The organism is Pedobacter jeongneungensis, from assembly GCF_000633455.1.
GTDB lineage: Bacteria > Bacteroidota > Bacteroidia > Sphingobacteriales > Sphingobacteriaceae > Pedobacter > Pedobacter jeongneungensis_A.
In genome coordinates, this window is sequence record NZ_AYMG01000023.1 from 93,246 (window position 1) to 114,394 (window position 21,149).

Annotated in this window: 14 protein-coding genes; 4 read left to right on the forward strand and 10 right to left on the reverse strand. The window is 39.3% G+C overall.

The window, feature by feature from the left end; translation table 11 throughout:
• Positions 1-461: 461 nt before the first annotated feature.
• From U859_RS0120180 to U859_RS0120195, 3 genes are all read right to left on the reverse strand, one after another.
• The gene (locus U859_RS0120180) at positions 462-1,463 is read right to left on the reverse strand and encodes an NAD(P)H-dependent glycerol-3-phosphate dehydrogenase (RefSeq protein WP_025145128.1); all 1,002 of its coding nucleotides are present in this window, start codon (positions 1,461-1,463) and stop codon (positions 462-464) included.
• A 74-nt stretch (positions 1,464-1,537) separates the two neighbouring features.
• A complete protein-coding gene (locus U859_RS0120185; RefSeq protein ID WP_025145129.1) occupies positions 1,538-2,869 on the reverse strand; it encodes an efflux RND transporter periplasmic adaptor subunit in 1,332 nt (443 codons plus the stop codon).
• A 105-nt stretch (positions 2,870-2,974) separates the two neighbouring features.
• Positions 2,975-4,324 (reverse strand): TolC family protein, encoded by a 1,350-nt coding sequence (locus tag U859_RS0120195; RefSeq protein ID WP_025145130.1) that lies wholly within the window; start codon positions 4,322-4,324, stop codon positions 2,975-2,977.
• 73 nt (positions 4,325-4,397) lie between these two features.
• Here U859_RS0120195 and U859_RS0120200 point away from each other — a divergent pair, with 73 nt between their 5' ends.
• Complete coding sequence (locus U859_RS0120200; protein ID WP_025145131.1) at positions 4,398-5,054, forward strand: polysaccharide deacetylase family protein; 657 nt, start codon at positions 4,398-4,400, stop codon at positions 5,052-5,054.
• A 141-nt stretch (positions 5,055-5,195) separates the two neighbouring features.
• Here the strand turns inward: U859_RS0120200 and U859_RS0120205 are convergent, their stop codons facing one another.
• Entirely contained in the window at positions 5,196-6,140 is a 945-nt protein-coding gene (locus U859_RS0120205; protein ID WP_084153118.1) for an erythromycin esterase family protein, read from the reverse strand.
• A gap of 208 nt (positions 6,141-6,348) precedes the next feature.
• Here U859_RS0120205 and U859_RS0120210 point away from each other — a divergent pair, with 208 nt between their 5' ends.
• Together U859_RS0120210 and U859_RS0120215 are read left to right on the forward strand one after the other, a co-directional pair.
• Positions 6,349-8,628, forward strand: coding sequence for an aconitate hydratase (locus tag U859_RS0120210; RefSeq protein WP_025145133.1), 2,280 nt, complete (start codon positions 6,349-6,351; stop codon positions 8,626-8,628).
• 110 nt (positions 8,629-8,738) lie between these two features.
• A complete protein-coding gene (locus U859_RS0120215) occupies positions 8,739-9,197 on the forward strand; it encodes a lipocalin family protein (protein WP_025145134.1) in 459 nt (152 codons plus the stop codon).
• Between the two features lie 481 nt (positions 9,198-9,678).
• On the opposite strand, the gene U859_RS0120225 is transcribed toward U859_RS0120215, so the two are convergent.
• On the reverse strand, positions 9,679-10,119 hold the full coding sequence (locus tag U859_RS0120225; protein WP_025145135.1) for a DUF2007 domain-containing protein: 441 nt from the start codon (positions 10,117-10,119) through the stop codon (positions 9,679-9,681).
• A gap of 95 nt (positions 10,120-10,214) precedes the next feature.
• Complete coding sequence (locus U859_RS0120230; RefSeq protein ID WP_025145136.1) at positions 10,215-11,552, reverse strand: GH1 family beta-glucosidase; 1,338 nt, start codon at positions 11,550-11,552, stop codon at positions 10,215-10,217.
• Positions 11,553-11,651: 99 nt separating this feature from the next.
• Here U859_RS0120230 and U859_RS0120235 point away from each other — a divergent pair, with 99 nt between their 5' ends.
• Complete coding sequence (locus tag U859_RS0120235) at positions 11,652-14,192, forward strand: T9SS C-terminal target domain-containing protein (RefSeq protein ID WP_025145137.1); 2,541 nt, start codon at positions 11,652-11,654, stop codon at positions 14,190-14,192.
• A gap of 27 nt (positions 14,193-14,219) precedes the next feature.
• Here the strand turns inward: U859_RS0120235 and U859_RS0120240 are convergent, their stop codons facing one another.
• The 4 genes from U859_RS0120240 to U859_RS0120255 all read right to left on the reverse strand — a co-directional run bounded on the left by U859_RS0120240 (position 14,220) and on the right by U859_RS0120255 (position 20,955).
• Positions 14,220-15,614, reverse strand: a complete 1,395-nt coding sequence (locus U859_RS0120240; protein ID WP_025145138.1) for a c-type cytochrome domain-containing protein — start codon at positions 15,612-15,614, stop codon at positions 14,220-14,222.
• A 1-nt stretch (position 15,615) separates the two neighbouring features.
• Positions 15,616-16,548, reverse strand: a complete 933-nt coding sequence (locus U859_RS0120245; RefSeq protein WP_025145139.1) for a sugar phosphate isomerase/epimerase family protein — start codon at positions 16,546-16,548, stop codon at positions 15,616-15,618.
• Positions 16,549-16,692: 144 nt separating this feature from the next.
• Entirely contained in the window at positions 16,693-18,204 is a 1,512-nt protein-coding gene (locus U859_RS0120250) for a DUF1501 domain-containing protein (protein WP_025145140.1), read from the reverse strand.
• Positions 18,205-18,216: 12 nt separating this feature from the next.
• Positions 18,217-20,955 (reverse strand): DUF1553 domain-containing protein, encoded by a 2,739-nt coding sequence (locus tag U859_RS0120255; RefSeq protein WP_025145141.1) that lies wholly within the window; start codon positions 20,953-20,955, stop codon positions 18,217-18,219.
• Positions 20,956-21,149: the final 194 nt, after the last annotated feature.

Sequence of the window (21,149 nt, forward strand, 5' to 3'; positions counted from 1 at the left end):
GTGCACAAACCAAAATACTGCACACACACCCTCACAAAAAGATAATAGCGAAAAGAAGGACTGCCCTAACCGAAAAGCAAAAAACCTGCTTTACAAAAAAATTTATTCTTTTTTTGAAGCGCAAGGCCAGAGTAACTATTTAAGTTTGTTCCCGTGCTGCGCTGTATCCTTTCGCTACGCTTCAGGGATGCCGCTGCGCCCGAGGCTAAATTCATCGGCAGTTCAAGTAAAACAAAACGCATAATACTGGGGCAAAACGCTAATTTGTCCTTACACTGTCCTCTGTTAAATAAACCTTATTATAGTGGTTATCCTTTTTTGGTCATAACCAAAATACTCCACACGCCCTCACAAAAAGATAATAGCGGAAAGAAGGACTGTCCTAACCGAAAAGCAAAAACCCTGCTTTACTAAACTAATTATTGAATCAAAAACAACGTAACTGTAAACCTACGCTAATTTTAGTTTAATTTCTCTGCCAATAATTTCATCTCGATGCGTGGCGAACGGTTTTCATAAATAATACTATGTACAGCCTTACAGATCGGCATATCTACGTTATAGGCCTGATTTTTAATATGCATGCATTTTACGGCATAATAACCTTCGGCAACCATATTCATCTCGAGCTGAGCCGATTTTACGGTATAGCCCTTCCCTACCATGTTGCCAAAAGTACGGTTGCGGCTAAATTGCGAATAAGCGGTAACCAGTAAATCACCCAGATAAGCAGATTCCTTAATATCACGGTCTATCGGATGAACCGCATCTACAAAGCGTTTAATTTCGCGGATGGCATTGCTGATCAACACCGCCTGAAAGTTATCACCATATCCAATTCCATGGCAAATGCCACTGGCCACTGCGTAAATATTTTTTAAAACAGCGGCATATTCTGTCCCGAAAATATCGTCGGATACGTTTGTTTTAATATAACGGGTGTTTAAAAAAGAAGCAAAAGTTGATGCCTGCTCTATGTTTGTACAGGCAATGGTTAAGTATGAAAGTTTTTCTAAAGCAACCTCTTCGGCATGGCATGGCCCGCTTACCACTAAAATATCGTGATACGGAACGCCATATTTTTCGTGCATAAACTCGCCGATAATCAGGTTATCTTCAGGCACGATACCCTTTATGGCCGAAACGATTTTTTTACCTTTTAAATCCTCAGGAGTGACAGAGGATAGCGTAGCTTTTAAAAATGCCGCAGGAACGTTTAAAATTACAAAATCGGCAGATTTTATGATGGAGTTGATATCAGATGAAATATGATCATCCTGACCAAGTTTAATCTCAACAGAACTGATATAATTAGGATTATGTTTAAATTTCTTGATGTGCTCTATAGCACTTTCATTACGCATCCACCAAAAAATTTCCTTTTCAGCTAAATTATCTGCAAGCATTTTTACAATGGCAGTAGCCCAGCTACCGCCCCCTATCATTGCTATTTTAGGTACCATGATTATAAAATAAAAATCCCGGTTTAATGTTTTAAACCGGGACAATTTAATTATTTATTATGGTTAAATATACCTTACTTCTTAGCGTCTTTGTTAAACAATTGGTCTTTAGCGGTTTTTTCTACGATCATTCCATCTTTTAATTTGTTCTGGATGGCAGAATAAGGTCCCGTTACGATTTCTTGTCCTGCTTTAACACCAGATTTTACAATAATGAACTGATCATTCTGAATTCCTGTAGTTACCTCTGTCTTTTTAACCTTTTTGGTTTTTGCATCGTAAGCATAAATATATTGCTTCACCTTTTTATCGGCTAGTTTAGATTTTTGCTTATCAGTATTTTCCTGGTTACCCTGGCTTTCACCAGATTTTCCGTTATCGGTAAATACGGCCTGTATTGGAATGGCCAAACCTGTTAACGATTCACTTTCAATATCAACCGTAGCCGACATACCCGGACGGAAAATAGATTGTTGTTTACCTGCCAGTTCTTCAGTAATCCTGATCTTTACAGAGAAATTCGTCACCTGATCTACCGAGGTAGAAACTGCTGTACCCACAGCGGTTGATGAACTTGCAATTTCGGTTACTACCCCTCTGAATTTTTTATCAGAGAAAGCATCAACTTCGATCGAAGCTTTATCGCCAACTTTAACGCGGGTAATATCATTTTCATTCACATCAACATTTACTTCCATTGACGACAGGTTAGAGATACGCATAATTTCGGTACCTGCCATTTGCGAGGTTCCAAGAATACGGTCGCCCAATTCGATTGATAATTTCGAAACCACACCATCAACTGGTGCATAAATGGTGGTTTTAGCCAGGTTTGCACCTGCTTCTTTTACGTTTGCACCAGTTTGTTCTAAAGTAAATTTAGCTCCTGTTACATTTTCTTTTGCACTGGCTAAATTTGCTTTAGCTGTTAAGTAAGCAGCTTTGGCCGAATCAAACTCTGAAGCTGATATTACTTTTTTATTAAAAAGCTCTACATTACGTTTATAAGTAGCTTCTGAGTTTACAAAATTGGCCTGGTTTTGTGCAAGCTGTTGTTGTGCTGCAGCTACACTGGCTTTTTGGGCATTAAAACTCGCTACTGTTCTTTCGTACCCTGATTGTAATACATCAGGGCGTACTTTACAAAGCAATTGACCTGCCTTAACAATATCGCCTTCTTTTACCTTTAATTCTACTACCTCTCCAGATACCTCCGAACTTAGTTTAACCTCAGTTTCTGGCTGGATTTTACCACTCGCCGTAACTGTTTCTACAACAGTTTTATCTGATGCTTTTTCTGTAGTTACTTTTTCGGTTTTGTCTCCACCTATCACTCCGGCCAGTTTAAGTATAACCAGAAGGGCTACGATAGCAACTATGGTGATAATAATATGCTTCAGTTTCATAATTTATTTATTGTATTTCGTTTGTTTGTATTAAAGTTGTAGGTTTTTAAGGTGGTAAGTTGAAAGGTTTTAATGTTAAATTGTACTTTGCTTTCAGTTTTAGTCTTAAAAAACAATCTGTTTGCCTAAATAATAATCAATCACTTTGGCACGGAACAGTAAATCGTATTTCGCTAAGATAAAATCTATTTCGGCTTTATTTCTATTGGTTTGTGCTGTACTGTAATCTAAAGAGTTTACCAAACCAACATTATAACGTTGATCGATTACATAAAAAGCATCCTTCTGCGCCTGAAAAGCATTTTGCGTTGAAGAATAGCGGCTTTGAGCTGCTCCAAGATCCGCTACTGCCTGATTAATTACTTTAATCAGGTTATTTTTTGAAATCTGTTCATCAGTTTTACGCTGCATCCAGGTAATCTTTGCCTTTCTAACCGATGATCTGGTTGTAAAGCCATTGAAAATCGGAATGGAAATCCCCATGCTCACGTATTGACCAAAGTTATCAGACAACTGACTTGTAAATTTTGAAATCGGGAAATTCGAATTAAACTGGTAATAATAGGCCGAACCTAAACCTCCACCTAAACTGATCTGGGGAAAAAAGCCACCTTTAGCAATATCTATTGCTTTTTCTGCTGCTTTACTATTAAGTTCTGCCAATTTAATATCAGGGAATGTGCTTAGCGCCTGTTTGTAAATATCAGTAGGGACATAATTGCTCTCAATATTATTTAATTCATTAACCAGTGGCGGTTGCACTTTAAAAGTCATTGGCGGCTGGATCTCCATTAACTGCCCCAAAGTTAAATAAGATATGGTTAACTGATTTTGAGCATTGGTTAAATTAAGTTCAGCAGTTGCCGCCTGCGATTTAGCCTGCGAAATATCGGCTAAAGTTTTATTACCAACATCTAGAAGTGCCTGCTCCCTTTTTAAAGTAGAATTGGCTACATCCAATTGTTGTTTGGTAGCCTTAACCTGATCTTCGTTATTTAAAACCTGAAGATAAGCGGTTACTACCTGAAGAATAAGATCGTTTTTTACTTTTTCTACATTGGTTTGGTTGGCGGCCAATAAAATTTTATTCTGCCTGATCTGGTTTATTTTCGTTCCACCACCAAAAAGCGAAACATTGGTACTCACATTTGGACTTAAATTATAATTCTGAGTGTTTTCGAATAAACCGGATACCTGCTGACTCCTACCCCATTGCATGGATTGGTTAATGGTACCATTTACGGTTGGCAATAAAGCATTTTTAGACTGGCGCACATTTTCTTCACTCAAAGAAGCACTAAAAGCAGCCTGTTTGATGTTTAGATTGTTTTTTAATGTGTTTTCGACCGCTTGTTGAATACTGATAACATCTTGAGCCCTAATTTGCTGACTAAAGCTTAATGCCACTAATAACGCAGATCCGGTAATTAACTTATTCTTGGTAAACATCTTCATAATTTGTTTCAAATCTATATAAACAACTTTAATAATTTCAATCTGTACAGGCATTTAGTAACTTTGGTTCTAAATGTACCTGATCAAATCACCGCTTCTGCTAAAATGGTATTATCCATCACTGTTATGGAATAAATCCCGCACCGAAAAAGTTATTTATTTGACCTTTGACGATGGACCTATACCCAATGTTACAGATTTTGTATTAAAAACTTTAAAAGCTTTCAATGCTAAAGCTACATTTTTTTGCATTGGCGATAATATCGTAAAACACCCCGAGGTTTTTGAACGTGTAAAAAACGACGGGCATGCCATCGGCAACCATACTTTTAACCATTTAAAAGGCTGGAAAACCGATGATGAAACCTATCTCGAAAATACACTAAAATGCCAGAAACTTACGCAAACTAATCTTTTTCGCCCACCATATGGGAGAATTAAGAAAAGTCAGATTCGGAGTCTGAAGTCTGAAGTCCGGAGTCCGGAGTCAGACTCACGACTTCAGACTACCGACTCAGGGCTCAACATCGTAATGTGGGATGTGCTCAGCGGCGATTTCGATATCAATCTCGCACCCGAAAAATGCTATCAAAACGTAGTAAAACATACAGAAAATGGTTCTATAATTGTTTTTCATGATAGTTTAAAAGCATTCGACCGTTTATCTTATGCACTTCCCAGGGCATTAGCATATTTTACTGAAAAAGGTTTCACTTTCTCAACATTATAGCGTTAAGCCAATCTTATGCCAAGCAAAAAATAAGCAAACAAATATTTGATTATCAGAATCTTAAAATAAAACAAAATAAAAAACTGTTCAAAAACGTACAAATATGTCCGGTTTTGAACAGCGAAGAAATAAATGGAATTTTTAGTTTAACGGAAGCGATGCCGCGGTATTTTTAATAAAGATAATGGCATCAAAATCATTACCCACTCTTACCGGCATGGCATAAGGTGCCCTCCAATCAGCCCAGATATTGGTGATTGAATCTTTTACTCCTGAGAAAGGATTATCACCACGAAAATTAATGAAAAAGCTATCATATTTGGCTTTTGCAAATAGCGCGGTGAAACCTGTGGTTGGGACTTCCAGCTGATGCGCCGTCACCTCACTGGTACCATCTTCATTTACACTGATGGTATTCACTTTCCCCTGATAAGTATCAAAGGCAATGTTAAAGAAGTCTGTTTTGTAATGTTTATTCAGGAAATAGCCAAAAGCTTTATACCCGCCTGTAGTATCTTTTAACATATGTAGGTTATGTGACCAAACGACCATTTTAGCATTGGTTTTTGTCTGCCGTTCTACCGCATTGTTTGCCATCAGGCTATCGCGTTCAAAAGGATTGGTGTAACCGACATTATCGAAGCCAAAAACTTCTATTTTGGTATGTTTTGGATCAAGATTATAATTTTTTACCCATTCGAAAAGATCGGAAAAGGATTTCGTATGATACAACCTGAAATCTTTAAGCAATACTTTTAAATCGCCTTTACCAGAGGTCACATAATCATTTACTTTTGCCATTGCCTCATCCGGAACTTCGAAACCTATCTGTGAATATTTCTGATCCGTAATCAGGTATTTCACTATCTTATTTTTTTCCTGAAAGAACTCTTCTGTTCCGTGTGAAGCCTCTCCCAGGCCCACAATAACGTTTTGGCCCAATTGCGCTGATAACGTTTTCAGATAGGTAGATTTCAGATCGACAGCATTTCTATTCAGCCAATTTAACTTTTCGGCATTATTTTCCTGGCTTTTCGCATTAAAAGTTGCACCGAGCAACAAGATCAAGTAGCATATTTTTCTCATTATCTTTTATCAAATTGATGATCAGAATCAGCAGATTCCATAAAACTTAATGGCTGATCTGCAATAAAATCAAAAATTTATTAAGCCCCAACTATTTAGAATATTTCCAAATAATACAATGATCTAAGGATGACCTTAAGAGGTCTATTTTTTTTGTAAATTCGCAGCTAGTAGAATAGAAGTATTACCTTTTAACCAATAAAAATCGATGGCTTTTGATATAGACATGATTAAAAAGGTTTATGCAAACTTCGGTAGCCGTGTTGAGGCTGCGCGTAAAATAGTTGGCAGGCCTTTAACATTATCTGAAAAAATATTGTATGCACACCTTTGGGATGGAGATCCTAAAACGGCGTTTAAACGTGGTTCTGATTACGTAGATTTTGCACCAGATCGCGTAGCGATGCAGGATGCAACTGCACAAATGGCATTATTGCAGTTTATGCAGGCAGGAAGACCACAGGTGGCTGTTCCATCTACTGTGCACTGTGATCACTTAATTACTGCAAAAGAAGGTGCTGCGATAGATTTACCTCATGCTAAAACTGAAAGTGCTGAAGTTTTTGATTTCTTATCTTCTGTATCAAACAAATATGGTATCGGTTTCTGGAAACCAGGTGCAGGTATTATCCACCAGGTAGTTTTAGAAAATTATGCTTTCCCGGGTGGAATGATGATCGGAACCGACTCACACACGGTGAATGCTGGTGGTTTGGGTATGGTTGCTATTGGTGTTGGTGGTGCTGATGCCTGTGATGTAATGGCTGGTTTACCCTGGGAGCTTAAATTCCCTAAATTAATCGGTGTTAAATTAACAGGAAAATTGAACGGCTGGACTGCTGCGAAAGATGTTATCCTTAAAGTTGCTGGTATCCTTACCGTAAAAGGTGGTACTGGTGCTATTGTAGAATATTTTGGTGATGGCGCTATCAACTTAAGCTGTACTGGTAAAGGTACCATTTGTAACATGGGTGCAGAAATTGGTGCAACCACTTCTACCTTTGGTTATGATGAGAGCATGGAGCGTTATTTACGTGCTACAGGCAGAGATGAAGTTGCTGATGAGGCTAACAAAATTGCCGCCTATTTAACAGGTGATGATGAAGTTTATGCTGATCCGGAAAATTATTTTGATCAGGTGATTGAAATCAACCTTGATGAATTAGAACCTTATTTAAACGGTCCGTTTACACCAGATTTAGCTACTCCGGTTTCTCAAATGAAAGTGGAAGCTGAGAAAAACGGCTGGCCTTTAAAAGTAGAATGGGGATTGATCGGTTCTTGTACCAACTCTTCTTACGAAGATTTATCAAGAGCAGCTTCTATCGCAAACCAGGCTATTGCAAAAGGTTTGGTTACCAAATCGGCTTTCGGTATTAACCCGGGATCTGAGCAGGTACGCTACACTGCCAACCGTGATGGTTTCTTAAAAACTTTCGAAGATTTAGATGCAACAATCTTCACCAATGCCTGCGGACCATGTATTGGTATGTGGGATCGTACAGGTGCAGAAAAAGCAGAAAAAAATACAATTGTACACTCGTTTAACAGAAACTTTGCTAAACGTGCGGATGGTAACCCAAATACTTTCGCTTTCGTAGCTTCGCCAGAAATGGTTGCTGCAATTGCCATTTCAGGTAATTTAGGTTTTAACCCATTAACCGATACGTTAACAAACGATAAAGGCGAGCAGGTTAAATTAGATCCACCTACTGGTGACGAATTGCCAACAAAAGGTTTCGCTGTAGAAGATGCAGGTTTCCAGGCACCGGCTGCTGATGGTTCTAAAGTTGAGGTTTTGGTTTCTCCAACTTCTCACCGTTTACAATTGTTAGATCCATTTAGTCCTTGGGAAGGTACAGACTTAAAAGGTTTGAAACTTTTAATCAAGGCCAAAGGTAAATGTACAACCGATCATATTTCTATGGCTGGTCCATGGTTAAAATTCCGTGGTCACTTAGATAACATTTCTAACAACATGCTTATTGGTGCAGTTAACTACTTCAACGATAAAACAGATAACGTTAAAAATGAATTAACCGGCGAGTACGGTCCGGTTCCTGCAACACAACGCGATTATAAAGCGGCTGGTTTAGGATCAATCGTAGTGGGTGATGAAAACTATGGTGAAGGTTCATCTCGTGAGCACGCCGCTATGGAGCCTCGTCACTTAGGTGTTCGTGCCGTATTGGTAAAATCTTTTGCCCGTATTCACGAAACCAACCTTAAAAAACAAGGAATGTTAGGTTTAACATTTGCTAATAAAGATGATTATGATAAAATCTTAGAAGATGATACCATCGACATCTTAGGTTTAACAACTTTTACTCCTGACCAACCATTAACGTTGGTATTACACCATGCTGATGGCACAGAAGAGCAATTTTTGGTTAACCACAGTTATAACGCTCAACAAATTGAGTGGTTTAAAGCTGGTGGTGCATTAAATATCATCAGGGCAGAAGCAGCGGCTAAGGCAGCGCTTTAATTAGTCCGAAAGTCCGGAGTCGGTAGTCCGAAGTCTGGATGTAAATAATATAAATCCCGTTTTGTTAATTCAGAACGGGATTTTTTATCACATTTCTATTTGCTTAAAACATGAAAAAACTTTTACTATCATTTGCCATCCTTACAATATTTAATTTAACAGCATGCAAAAAAACCGAGCCCAACAATATTTCTATTGTTGGAAAATGGCAGGTTGATTCATACGTGATCACGAATTTCGAAAACACAGGAAAAGACCAGGATGACACTAAAGATGAAAGTCCGAGGCCAACCCTAGAATTTAAAGAAGACGGCAGTTTACATGCCATTTTTTATTTCAAAGATTTGTTAGGAAATAATCAGAATACCATAGAAGATGTTCAGGTAAAATATACCTTTACTGGAGATAAATTAAATCTGAGTGGAAATTTAGCCTTTAACCACGATAGTTTTACTTTTTCTATTTCAAATAATATCCTGATTTTAAAAAGAACCGATAAATCTAGCATTGGTAATAAGAACGGGGAAACTCATATCGAAAATACAACGGTCACTGCTCATAGATTATAGCATTATACTGTAATTTTCATAATATTACACTCACCAATCCCGCTTTGTTCATTCAAAGCGGGATTTTTCGTTATGAAACTCGTCATTGCGAGAAGGCTTTTCAGCCGGCGAAGCAATCTCTTTCGCTATTTTGGCATGCTAATAAATGAGATTGTAATTCCTTTTTTATTTGGAAAGCAGGTACAGTAGTTCTTAGGTTGGAGTTGGTCCCGCTAATGCTGCTGCTGGTTAGAAAAAAACCAGCATACGCGTATATCGGGTTTATATAGCAGGGACAGGAACAACTTTAACCAAAAATGCTTTATTCAACAAAATGCATGCTTGAATACGATGAGGTGAGGCTTGTCTTTCTTGCAGTAAAAGAACTTTCTAGCCCCGGGCGCAGCGGCATCCCTGAAGCGCAGCGTAAGGATACAGCGAAGCACGGGAGCCAACCTTAAAAGTTGCTATTGCCTTTGCGCTTCAAAAAATGTACTCAAACTTATTTAAACTCGTGGCCGCAATTATAGCAATGAAAAGATTTATTCCCCTTAAAAGGAAGAAAAACACCAACCAGAACGGAAGTTAGAATAACCCACCAACTAAATTTCTTTTTTGTAGCCATTCCAAAGCCAACATCCTTTGATCCACATTTTGGACAGGCTAGCTGCTCTTCTGTTAACTTTTGACCATCAACTACCTCATCGGATGACTCAATGCTCAAACTATTATCTTCAGCAAACAAAGCATTGATCGCTTCTACATCTCTTTCAAAAACGATCAGTTTTACGCCACCGATGGCCTGATTGTACAAGGGTTGAATAGTAGCTACATTTTCATCGGCGAGGAAACAGGCAAAACCACTGTCTTCCAGTTTAGCCTTAATAATATTGGCTTCCATCGGATTGTAAAAAGTGCTGTAAACAACTGTTCTATCGTTCATGCGGTTAATTTAGATAAAAATGTTGAATATATAAATATTCCGTGTTTTCCGCACATCCGTGGCTAAAACTAGCATAACATAGCGCGCTACAGGCTTTATTTCTTCAGAAAATCCTGCCACCAATAACCTGAATCTTTAATGGTGCGCTGTTGTGTTTTAAAATCGTTGTAAATCAAGCCGAATCTGGCGGTAAAACCTTCGGCCCACTCAAAATTATCCATCAATGTCCAGGCCATATAACCGGTAACATTTATGCCTTCATTTTTAAGTTTCAAAAGGGCTTCAAGGTAAAGTTTAAAATATTCAATCCGTTCGGCATCTTCTACTTTACCATCAACTAACTTATCGTGATAAGCGGCTCCATTTTCGGTAATGATGATGTTTTTGATATTCGGATAAGCAGCAAATTGCTTTACGATGTTATAAAAACTATCCGCATTTATTTCCCAACCCATTGCTGTATGTGGTTTTTTCCGGCTTTTGGCTTTTACTTCCCAAGCCTGGATTACGGGAATAAAAGCGTTGTATTTTACCACGAGCGGAAAATAATTTTGAAGTCCGATAAAGTCAAAATCAAACTTCATCCTTTCCTGAAGTCGCCATGTACCATATTCGATCTGAAATTTTTCAAGCAGATCCCAATCAGCAGTTGGGAAACCCATTCCCTGTGTTGGCTCTACAAATAAACGGTTCATTAAACAGTCTACCCGTTTTGCGGCAAGGATATCGCTATCGCTTTGTGTATTGGGGATAATTTCGGAGCAGGAAAAAGTGGTACCAATATTGGCCTTGCTGATTTCTGCGCGTAAAATTTTACCGCCTTCGGCCTGTGCCAAAGCAGTATGTAATACAGCAGGGAAGAAATTGCTTAAGCCCGTTTTGCCGGGTGCATGGATGCCCAGCATATACCCTAATGAAGTATAACCGAAAGGTTCGTTCAATACGATCCAGTTTTTTACTTTGTCGCCATATTCTAAAGCACAGATACTTACGAAAGCATTAAAAGCAGCATTAATACTAAAGCTGGTCCAACCACCTTCATCTTCCAAAGCTTGGGGCAAATCCCAATGATACAGCGTGATATAAGGGGTAATCCCGTTTGACAAACATTCATCGATGAGGTTATGATAAAACCTGATGCCTTCCTGATTGATTTCTCCCCTACCTGCAGGCAAAATCCGCGACCAGGCAATAGAAAACCTAAAGACTTTAAAACCCAAAAGTTTAACCAGGGCAATATCTTCAGTGTATCGGTGATAAAAATCGCAGGCTGGATCTAATTTATGGTTCTTTTTTATTTTCCCATTTTTCGCCGTAAAGGTGTCCCAAATAGAAGGCCCTTTGCCATACTGGGTTGCAGTACCCTCTATCTGAGCTGCAGCAGTAGCTACCCCCCACAAAAAATCCTGACCAAAATCGCTCGCATTAACCATTGTTTACCAATTAATTGCCATAAGTTGCAAGTTTAATATTAACAAATCATTAACAATTAAAATGATTCGAAATAAAAACAATTTTTAATATTTTTACCTATGCGCTACTCATTAATTCTTTTTCTTTTGGTCATACTAAATCTCTCTGCCTTTGGAAAATTTGCCCCACCCATTAATGATGAACTGATAAATGCCATAAACATTACCAATACCAGTGCATATTGTAGTGGCGATGCGGAATTTAACAATTTAGAAGCTACCCCAAGCAATTATAATAAAGCTTTAAACTGGCCGGCAGTTGGTAAAGATGTTTGGTATAAGTTTACGGCATCTAAATTTGATGTAAATATCTCCGTTAGCGGAAAAATTGATGCCAATAGTACAAATACCTTAATTGGCCCATTAGTTGCCTTGTATTCGTATGATCCGGCTAGTAATTCTATTGCCGAGCAGCCAGGCACTCAAGCGACATCAAATAATGTTATTTCTTTATACAAGGGTGCTTTAACGGTTGGACAGGTTTACTATGTTAGGGTAAGTGCAGCGAACGATGTTACTGGTACTTTTAAACTCTGTATCGATAATTATTTCCCACCGATACAGCCAGGACAAGATTGTGGAACATTTTCAGTATTGTGTACCAAAGAAACATTTACCCAGTTAAATGTAACTGGCTCGGGGGCAAACAATCACGAATCGGCCGGAACCTGCCTGGGTACAGAATCTAACTCTGCCTGGTATATGTTTAAAGCTTCTGCTCCTGGCGATTTTACTTTTGTAATCACACCCACTGTAACCACAAACGACATTGACTGGGTTTTTTACGATTTGGGCCTGAACGGGGATTGTAGTAAAATAAATGCGGCAAATGCTATCCGGTGTGCATCAGGCAGTGGCGTAACCTGTAGCCCCTCCTATTATAAAACCGGCCTAAGTATGACTGAAACTGATTTGACTGAAGCGCTAGGTTGCCCGGCTGGCCAAAATGGGTTTGTAAAATATGTAGAACTGCAACAGGACCATGTTTATGCTATATTAATAGATAATTTTTCTGGAGGGAATAATGGCTTTACCATAGAATTCGGTGGAACGGCAGATTTCGCAGGTCCAACAGCCGAAATTGATGTTAAAAAACTAAATCCATGTACTGATAGCCAGGCCTATACTTTCGAAAGTAAAGCGACAAACTTTGCCTCTTTAAAATGGTCTTTTGGTGAAGGAGCGAGTCTGGCTTCTGCCACAACAGCAGGGCCATTTACGGTAACATACAATACACCGGGAGAGAAAATTGTAGTTCTGGAAGCCAAAGGCACAAACGGATGCAACGTAGTTACAACGCAGACTTTTATTGTAGCAAACACACCAGAAAAACCTGCTATAACGGCTTCGAAGGTTAATTTATGCCAGGGAGATGTATTAAAATTATCAACTCCTTTTTTAAATTTAGCAACCTACCACTGGTCAGGGCCGAATGATTTTATTTCAACCAACCAGAACCCCGAAATTCCGGCAATCGGGCCGGAAATAGCAGGAACCTATAAACTTTATGTTCAGGTTGGAGATTGTGTGAGTGAAGTAAATTCGGTAGACATTTTATCAGTCGATTTAAAACCTGAAGCAATGTTTTCGATTGAGGTAAATAACAGGTGCGAAACCAACCAGTCTTTTTCGTTTATCAATACTTCTAAAAATTATACGAAGCTTACCTGGGATTTTGGCATAGGGGTAAAAAGCCAGGTTGCCATCAATAACGACGGTAAAATATTAACCTTTACCAATCCTGGGCCTAAAACAATCACACTGACAGTTGAAAGCAATAATGGCTGCACTTCTACCTTTATAAAAGATATTTTGGTAGAGTTGAAACCGGAAAAGCCGGAAATCAGTATTAATCAGGCTTCGTTTTGTTTAACAGACATCATCAAATTATCTATACCAGCACAAGAAGGCATCACTTATGCCTGGAGCGGGCCAAACAATTATTCTTCAACCACAAATGCCATTGAAATTCCGGTAACTGATTTTAATGTGGCAGGTGAGTATCGGGTCGTATTAACATCAGGTACTTGTAGTGCCGAACCAGCAACAATTGTTGTTCCGGCTATCGCCAGAATTCCAGTTGCCAAATTTTACACCGAACCCACTTTTAACATAAAGTTTTCTGCTCCGGTACCCATAACATTTACCAATACATCGCTTTATGGTGATTTTTATGAATGGAATTTTGGCGACGGATTTACCTCTACAGAGCAAAGCCCCACCCACATTTATCAAACCGATGGATTATTCAGAATTAGGCTAACGGCTTTTTCGAAAAACGGCTGTTCAAATTCAATTACCCAGGGCGACCTGATCATCAAAAAAAACGCATCTACCTTTGTCCCTAATGCATTTTCACCAAATGGCGATGGAATAAATGATGAACTGCTTGTTGGTGTGACCAACCTCAAGAAATACAGCATTCAGATTTTCAACCGTCTTGGTTCCAGGGTTTTCTTTACCGACAATATTTTTGAAAACTGGAACGGTACTTTTAAAGGCAATGATCTCCCTGTTGGGGTATATTATTATATCATATTGGGCACTAACCTATCCAATAACAATGTTAAATATTCAGGTTCGGTAACGCTACTCAGGTAATTTAATCATTTACCCTGCTATAAATATTTAAGGTGCTTTAAACACGGTAGTATCTTGAGACAATGTAGGTATTCTATAATTTCCGGTATCTAAATTTGTTTTAGGCAATAGTTTTTTTATTGCAGCCAGGTCGGCCTTAGTTATTTTGGTTTGGTATAAGTACAGAAATTTTAAGTTTTTAAGTTTTTTTAACTGATCGATACCCTTTAAAGTCACTTTTGTGCCTACCAGACTTAATGATTGCAGCTGATCTAAATCTTTCAGCGCTACTAAACCAGCATCGGTTATTTGGGTATTATTCAAGTTTAACCTGCTTAAATTTTTACAATCTTTAATGGCAGTTAATGTTTGATCATTCACTTTAGCATTTTCTAACTTAAGCCAAAGCAATTGTTTATCAATTGATTTAAGGAGGTCTAAAATATCTTTCCCCATTACTTGTACATTAACAAAATTTGCAGATAGGTAATTTGTATTTTGCGAGACAGGAACGATCGTTACCCCTGCATCTGCCAATTTTTTCAACGATTTATCATCAGCTGCAGAAATCTCTTCCGTTGGGATGTCATTATTTTTTATTTCCGCAGTCGCATCTTCACCTTTTTGTAAACTAGCCAATACTGGTTTGATATCGTCACCTTGTGGGAGATCCTTAAATTTCTTTTTAAAATCGGCCCCGTTGTTGATCCACCATTTTAACAATGCAATTTCATTGGTGCTAAGCTGTGGCTTTTCTTTAGGCGCCATGTGATCTTCATCGTTTAAAGGCAATAAAATCCGTTTGATTAGCTCGCTTTCATCAGCTTTTCCCTTAACAACTGTATGTCCATCTTCACCGCCTTTTAAAATGTATTCTTCCTGATCTAACCGAAGTTTGCCTTTTTGCTTTTCACTGCCATGGCAACTGTAACATCTGTTTTTTAAAAGCGGCTGAATGGCATTCTGGTAAACAAAGGCTTCCTGTACGTTAGGAATTGGTGGTATAGCTGCGCCATTTTTAGCACCATCCGGTTTTAATGGAGCAGTTAAATAATCAGAACCATGGGTTAAAGAACCGCCTAAATGGCCAGTAATAGAAATTAATATCACAAGAATTGTCGCAACCGCAGCTAATACTCCGTTAGATTTAACCTTTTTATAAATAATCCATAAAATAATCGACAAAACAGCGACACTGATCCCCATCCATTGGTGATAACTCACCAGGTTAACATCATAATCGCCGCCATTGGCTAAAAGATATCCTGTTACGCAGGAAACAATTGCACTTAAAGCTCCGAAAAGCAGCATTAACGGGATTGCATGCTTTAAATTGGCAAATTTCTGCTTCAGTGACAAAAGGATACAAATACAGGCCAACAATAAAATCCCAATGGGTAGGTGGACAAAAACCGGGTGAAAACGGCCGAAAAATTCTAACATTTTACTGATACCTTTTTCTTAATAAGTTCATCATATAAACATTTATTCCCCATTGATCGGCAACAGGTTGGCGGGTGTAAGGCAAAGTGGGCATATAATCTGCCGGCCCAAATTCGGTAAGGATGGTCATTCTTTCACCGTTTTTCTTTTTACGTTCAATCACTTTATCCCACCAGGCCAGGTGTGCTTCTACTACTTTTGTCCACTCTGGTGCACATGGATCATTAACCTGCGGTCCTTCGGGATGACCAACCCGCGAATGGATATGATCTGTTTTTTCCAGGATAAAATCGATGGTCTGTTTTTGATCGGCCAGCAAACTTTCGTGCACATTACACCAATGCGAAATATCCAGGGTAAACCTGAGCTCGGGGTTTTTCTCGGCAAAATTTCGGGCAACAGGTGCTGCGAACATCATCCGGCTACGGTGGGTTTCGTGGTAAATAGGTATCCCCGACGATTTTCTTTTGGCCGTTACGTAATCGATAATCTGTTTGTTTTCTTCATAGGTGAAATAATCTTTCCCCGAGTGGCAATTGATGTAAACAGGTTTTTGATAAGTATTGGCGCAAATGGCATCCAGGCTCTTTTTAAAGGAAACAAGATGTTCTTTAATATTTGATTGTGATCCCGCACACAAAAATCCAATCTCCAGTTTATATTTTTTTACAGCATCAAAAAGTTCTTTTACAGCCTTATCCTCTCCCGGCCACCACACTTCTATACCTTCATACCCCTCTTTTTTGGCAGCAGCACAAAACTCATCTCTTGTACCTTCGAAACCCCAGTCGGTTTGCATAAATAACAATTCGTATCCCGCTTTTGACTTTATATTTTTAAAAGGATTAGCACTGATATGCTGTATTGGAGCCAGCACTGAAGCCGCCGTAACAACCGCTGTATTTTGTAAAAATTTTCTTCTTGTTTGGTTCATTTTATTGGTTCATTGGTCAATAGTTTATTGGTTCATAGGTCATAGCCAATTGGTAATTGAACTTTGATTATTGGTCAATAGTTCATGCTTGATAGTCTAATCGACTTCGGACTCCCGACTCCCGACTACCGACTCCGGACTAAATTAAGCTACAACCTCCCTAATTACCTTCCCTGCCACATCGGTTAACCTAAACGGACGGCCCTGGAAAGGATAGGTAAATTGTTCGTGATCAAAACCCAGCTGGTTTAATATGGTGGCCTGAATATCAAAAGCATCAACTTTACCACTAATGGCACTATAGCCTATTTCATCGGTTTCGCCATGTGTAAAGCCTTTCTTTACACCACCTCCGGCCATCCAAATGGTAAATGCCTCGGTATGGTGATCTCTGCCTTTAAATGGATTCTGTATCCCGTTCCGGTTTTCCATCATCGGTGTACGGCCAAATTCGCCGCCCCACACTACCAGGGTTTCTTCTAATAAACCGCGTTGTTTTAGATCGAGCAGTAAAGCTGTAATTGGCCTGTCAATGGTCCTGCATTTATTCTTCAGTCCAATATTAAGTGAGTTGTTTGGATTATCACCATGTGCATCCCAGCCCCAATCGAATAACTGAATATAGCGTACACCTTTTTCAACCAGTTTTCGCGCAAGCAGTACATTATTGGCGAAACAGGCTTTACCGGGTTGTGTGCCATACATTTCATGAATATAAGCTGGTTCATCGTTAATATTCATCACCTCTGGTGCCGATATCTGCATGCGGTAGGCCATTTCATACTGGGCTATCCGTGATAAAATCTCCGGATCGTTATATTCCTGATATTGCTGTTCGTTAGCTTTGTTAATGGCTTCGATAGATGCTTTTCTCAAATCCCGGTTCATTCCATCGGGGTCTTTAATAAACAATACCGGATCGCCTTCACTCCTACATTGTACCCCTTGATAAACAGAAGGTAAAAAACCACTTCCCCAAACACTTTTACCAGCATCGGGAAAACTACCTCCACTGGTTAACACCACATAGCCTGGCAGGTTCTGGTTTTCTGAACCCAAACCATAAGTTACCCAACTGCCCATGCTCGGCCGGCCTAAGCGTGGCGAACCAGTGTGAACCAATAGTTGGGCAGGGGCATGATTAAACTGATCAGTTTTTACCGCCTTTAAAAAGGTCACCTCATCTACCATCGTAGAAAAATGGGGTAGGTTATCACTTACTAAAGCACCTGATTGGCCATGTTTGGCAAAAGTAGCCTGCGGACCAAGCATTTTAGGTACCCCGGTGATAAAAGCAAATTTTTTACCTGCCAGTAAAGAAGGCGGACAATCCTGTCCATCCATTTTCATCAGTTCGGGTTTAAAATCGAATAATTCCAATTGCGATGGGGCACCGGCCATATGCAAATAAATTACACTTTTAGCTTTACCAACAAGTGGTGGCGATTTTGGCAATAATGGATGGGCAGGATCATAGGCAATCCTTGTCTGTTTATCTGAAAAAAGATTACCACAGCTACCCAATAGCGAACCCATTGCCAAAGCACCAAGCCCCATGGCGCTTTCTTTTAAAAAGTGCCTTCTGGAGTGTAACCTTGCATTTGCTTCGTGTGCTTCTTTAATTAACCGATGTGCATTTAATTCGTCTCTCGTCATAACCTGATCAGATTAATTTTTAGTAACTACTTCATCCAGATTGAGCATGGCATTGGCCACTAATACCATTGCTGCCTCTTCTGGCTTATATTTCTTTTGTTTATCGCCCATAAACGCCGATACACTTGCCGAATTCTTTTTAAACTCCTCAAAAGCCTTAGCATACAGGTCTTCAAATACCTTTAATCTGTTTTGAGGAATGCTTTTATATAAAATCATTTCGTAGCCCTTTGCAATTTTAGTTTTACTGGTATTTCCACCTACTTTTTCCATACGAAGGGCTAGTTTTCTCGCCAGATCGATATACACGCTATCATTTAGCGTAACCAAAGCCTGTAAAGGAGTGTTGGTACGAATGCGTCGCGGACTGCACACCACTCTTGAAGCGCCATCAAAAGCAATTGCAGATGGATAGGGAGCAGTGCGTTTCCAATAAGTGTAAATCCCCCTACGATACTGTTCTTCTCCTCCACTGGTGATCCATTTCGCACCATTATAAGGCGAAAACCAAATACCTTCTGGCTGCCATGGCATTACCGGCGGACCATACATTTTATTGCTCAACACACCACAAACGGCTAAACTCTGGTCTCTGATCTGCTCTGCACTCAGCCTCACCCTCGAGCCACGTGCATAAAACTTATTAAAAAGATCTTTTTCTTTTAATTCATTAGAAACTTTACTGTCCTGTCTGTAAGTAGCCATCATCACAAGCTCTTTCAGCATTTTTTTAACACTCCAATTGTATTTATACATAAACTGGTAGGCCATAAAATCTAAAAGTTCCTGATGAGTTGGCGCCATTCCCTGCGTCCCCATATCTTCTAGCGTTTCTACCAAACCAGCGCCGTAAAGCTGCTCCCATAAGCGGTTGACCATGGTACGCGATACCAGTGGATTTCTTTTATCAGTAAGCCACATCGCTAAGCCCATGCGATTATCGGGTGCATTTTTCGGCATGGCAAAAGCCAGAGAATTGGGCACACCTGCTTTTACTTCTTTACCTTTTGATGTCCAGGCGCCACGCTCAAATACATAGTTTTTACGCTGCATGCTTAATGGATTTTCGACCATGATCGGCGTAGTAGGCACCTGCGCGTCCATTAAAGTATTAAATGTCTTTTTGTATGTTAAGTATTCAGGAGTACCTTTTCCGGGGAATTGCCTGGTAAAGTAAAACCAATCGAAGTACACCATAAATTCGTCAGGATTTTTAACGGAAGAATTGGTGTATTTGAGATACACATCCTTCACCCCAGCATGTTTTGGAAAATCGATTTCCACATTCTGATAACCACTCGTTTGTGCCAGTTTCCATGATTTTAAAACAGGTCCGTTAGGCGAGCCCAAATGTAAACTCATGATGCCATTTGCTTTGCTGCAATTATAGCGCATGATCAACTGATCAATATTGTCGAGCTTAACCGTTTTTAACCTTGCTGATGAACTGTTTTTAAAATACAGTGCAATATTGTTATTGCCAATTACCGAATTAACCAATTGATCGGCCGTAGTCGAATTTATAGCTGGCTGTCCGGTTTTTAAAAATAACTCCATTTCTGACGCCCTTTCTTTACCCGAAACGGTTTTAACCCAACTCGTCAGGTTGTTAAGCTGATTTTTCAGGCTATCGTTAAAATTTTTAAATAAGGGGTATTCTCCCGGCACATCCTCATCCCTGGTATTGTTAAAATACGACATGAATTTATAATATTCATCATGTTTGAAAGGATCGTATGGGTGACTATGACATTGTACACAAGAAAAAGTGGTACTCATCAGACCTTCCCAGGTGGCGTTTACCCGGTCTAAAACTGCGGCCGTTCTAAATTCTTCATTATTGGTTCCCCCTTCATCGTTGGTTGGTGTATTCCTGCTAAATGCTGTTGCAATGTACTGGGCATCGGTCGGCTTCGGAAAGAGGTCGCCGGCGATCTGATCAGTAATAAACTGATCGTAAGGCATATCGCGGTTAAAGGCCTTAATCACCCAATCCCGGTAGCTCCAGATGTTCCTGTTGGGATCGCTCTCATAACCTTTGGTATCGGCATAACGGGCAATATCCAGCCACATTGATGCCCAGCGTTCGCCAAACTTCGGCGAAGCCAGCAAACTATCAACCAGTACATTATAGGCCTGCTGTTCGTCTTTACTGCTGAGGTAAAATTTCGCCAACTGATCTGACGGATAGGTACCGATCAGATCTAAACTTACTCTTCTTAACAACGTAGCTTTATCAGCCGTTTTAGAAGGTTCGAGTTTATTTTCTTCCAGTTTTGCAAAAATAAATTTATCCAGGTCGTTGCGCACCCAATCGTTATTTACATCAGGTACCTCGGTTGGCTTTACACTTACGTAGGCCCAGTGGTTGCCCCATTTTGCCCCCTGTTTTATCCAACCACTAAGTATATCGATTTCATCATTGTTTAAGGCAGGGTGTTTATAGGGCATCCTTTCTTCAGGATCGTTGGATTTTAGGCGCTTAATAAATTCGCTCTCCTCCGGATTGCCAGGAATAATTGCTGGTTTACCGCTTTTGGTTTTGGCCAAAGCTTCTTCCCTAAATAAAACGCTAAAACCACCCTGCTGCTTAACCCCACCATGGCACGAAATGCATTTTTTATTCAGAATAGGCTTTACCTGTGAGTTAAAATCAATTTGTTTTTCTGAAGAAAAGAGTGAAAAGATAATTAAAGTGATCACAACCAGTGTAAAACCGGACGCAAATAATATTTTCTTTTTCAATAACATTTGGTTAGCGTAAACTTGGTTTAATTTTTAGCAGTTTTTTATTTGTAAACAAAGTTAAACTAAGCTAAACAATGTTCTAAATAATGATAGAACATATTATTTTTGCTAAATCGCTAAGTTTCATTTACTGTAAACCAAAGGTGGATAAAAATATAATACACAAAAATGTATTAATTTGCACAAAAGATGGATTA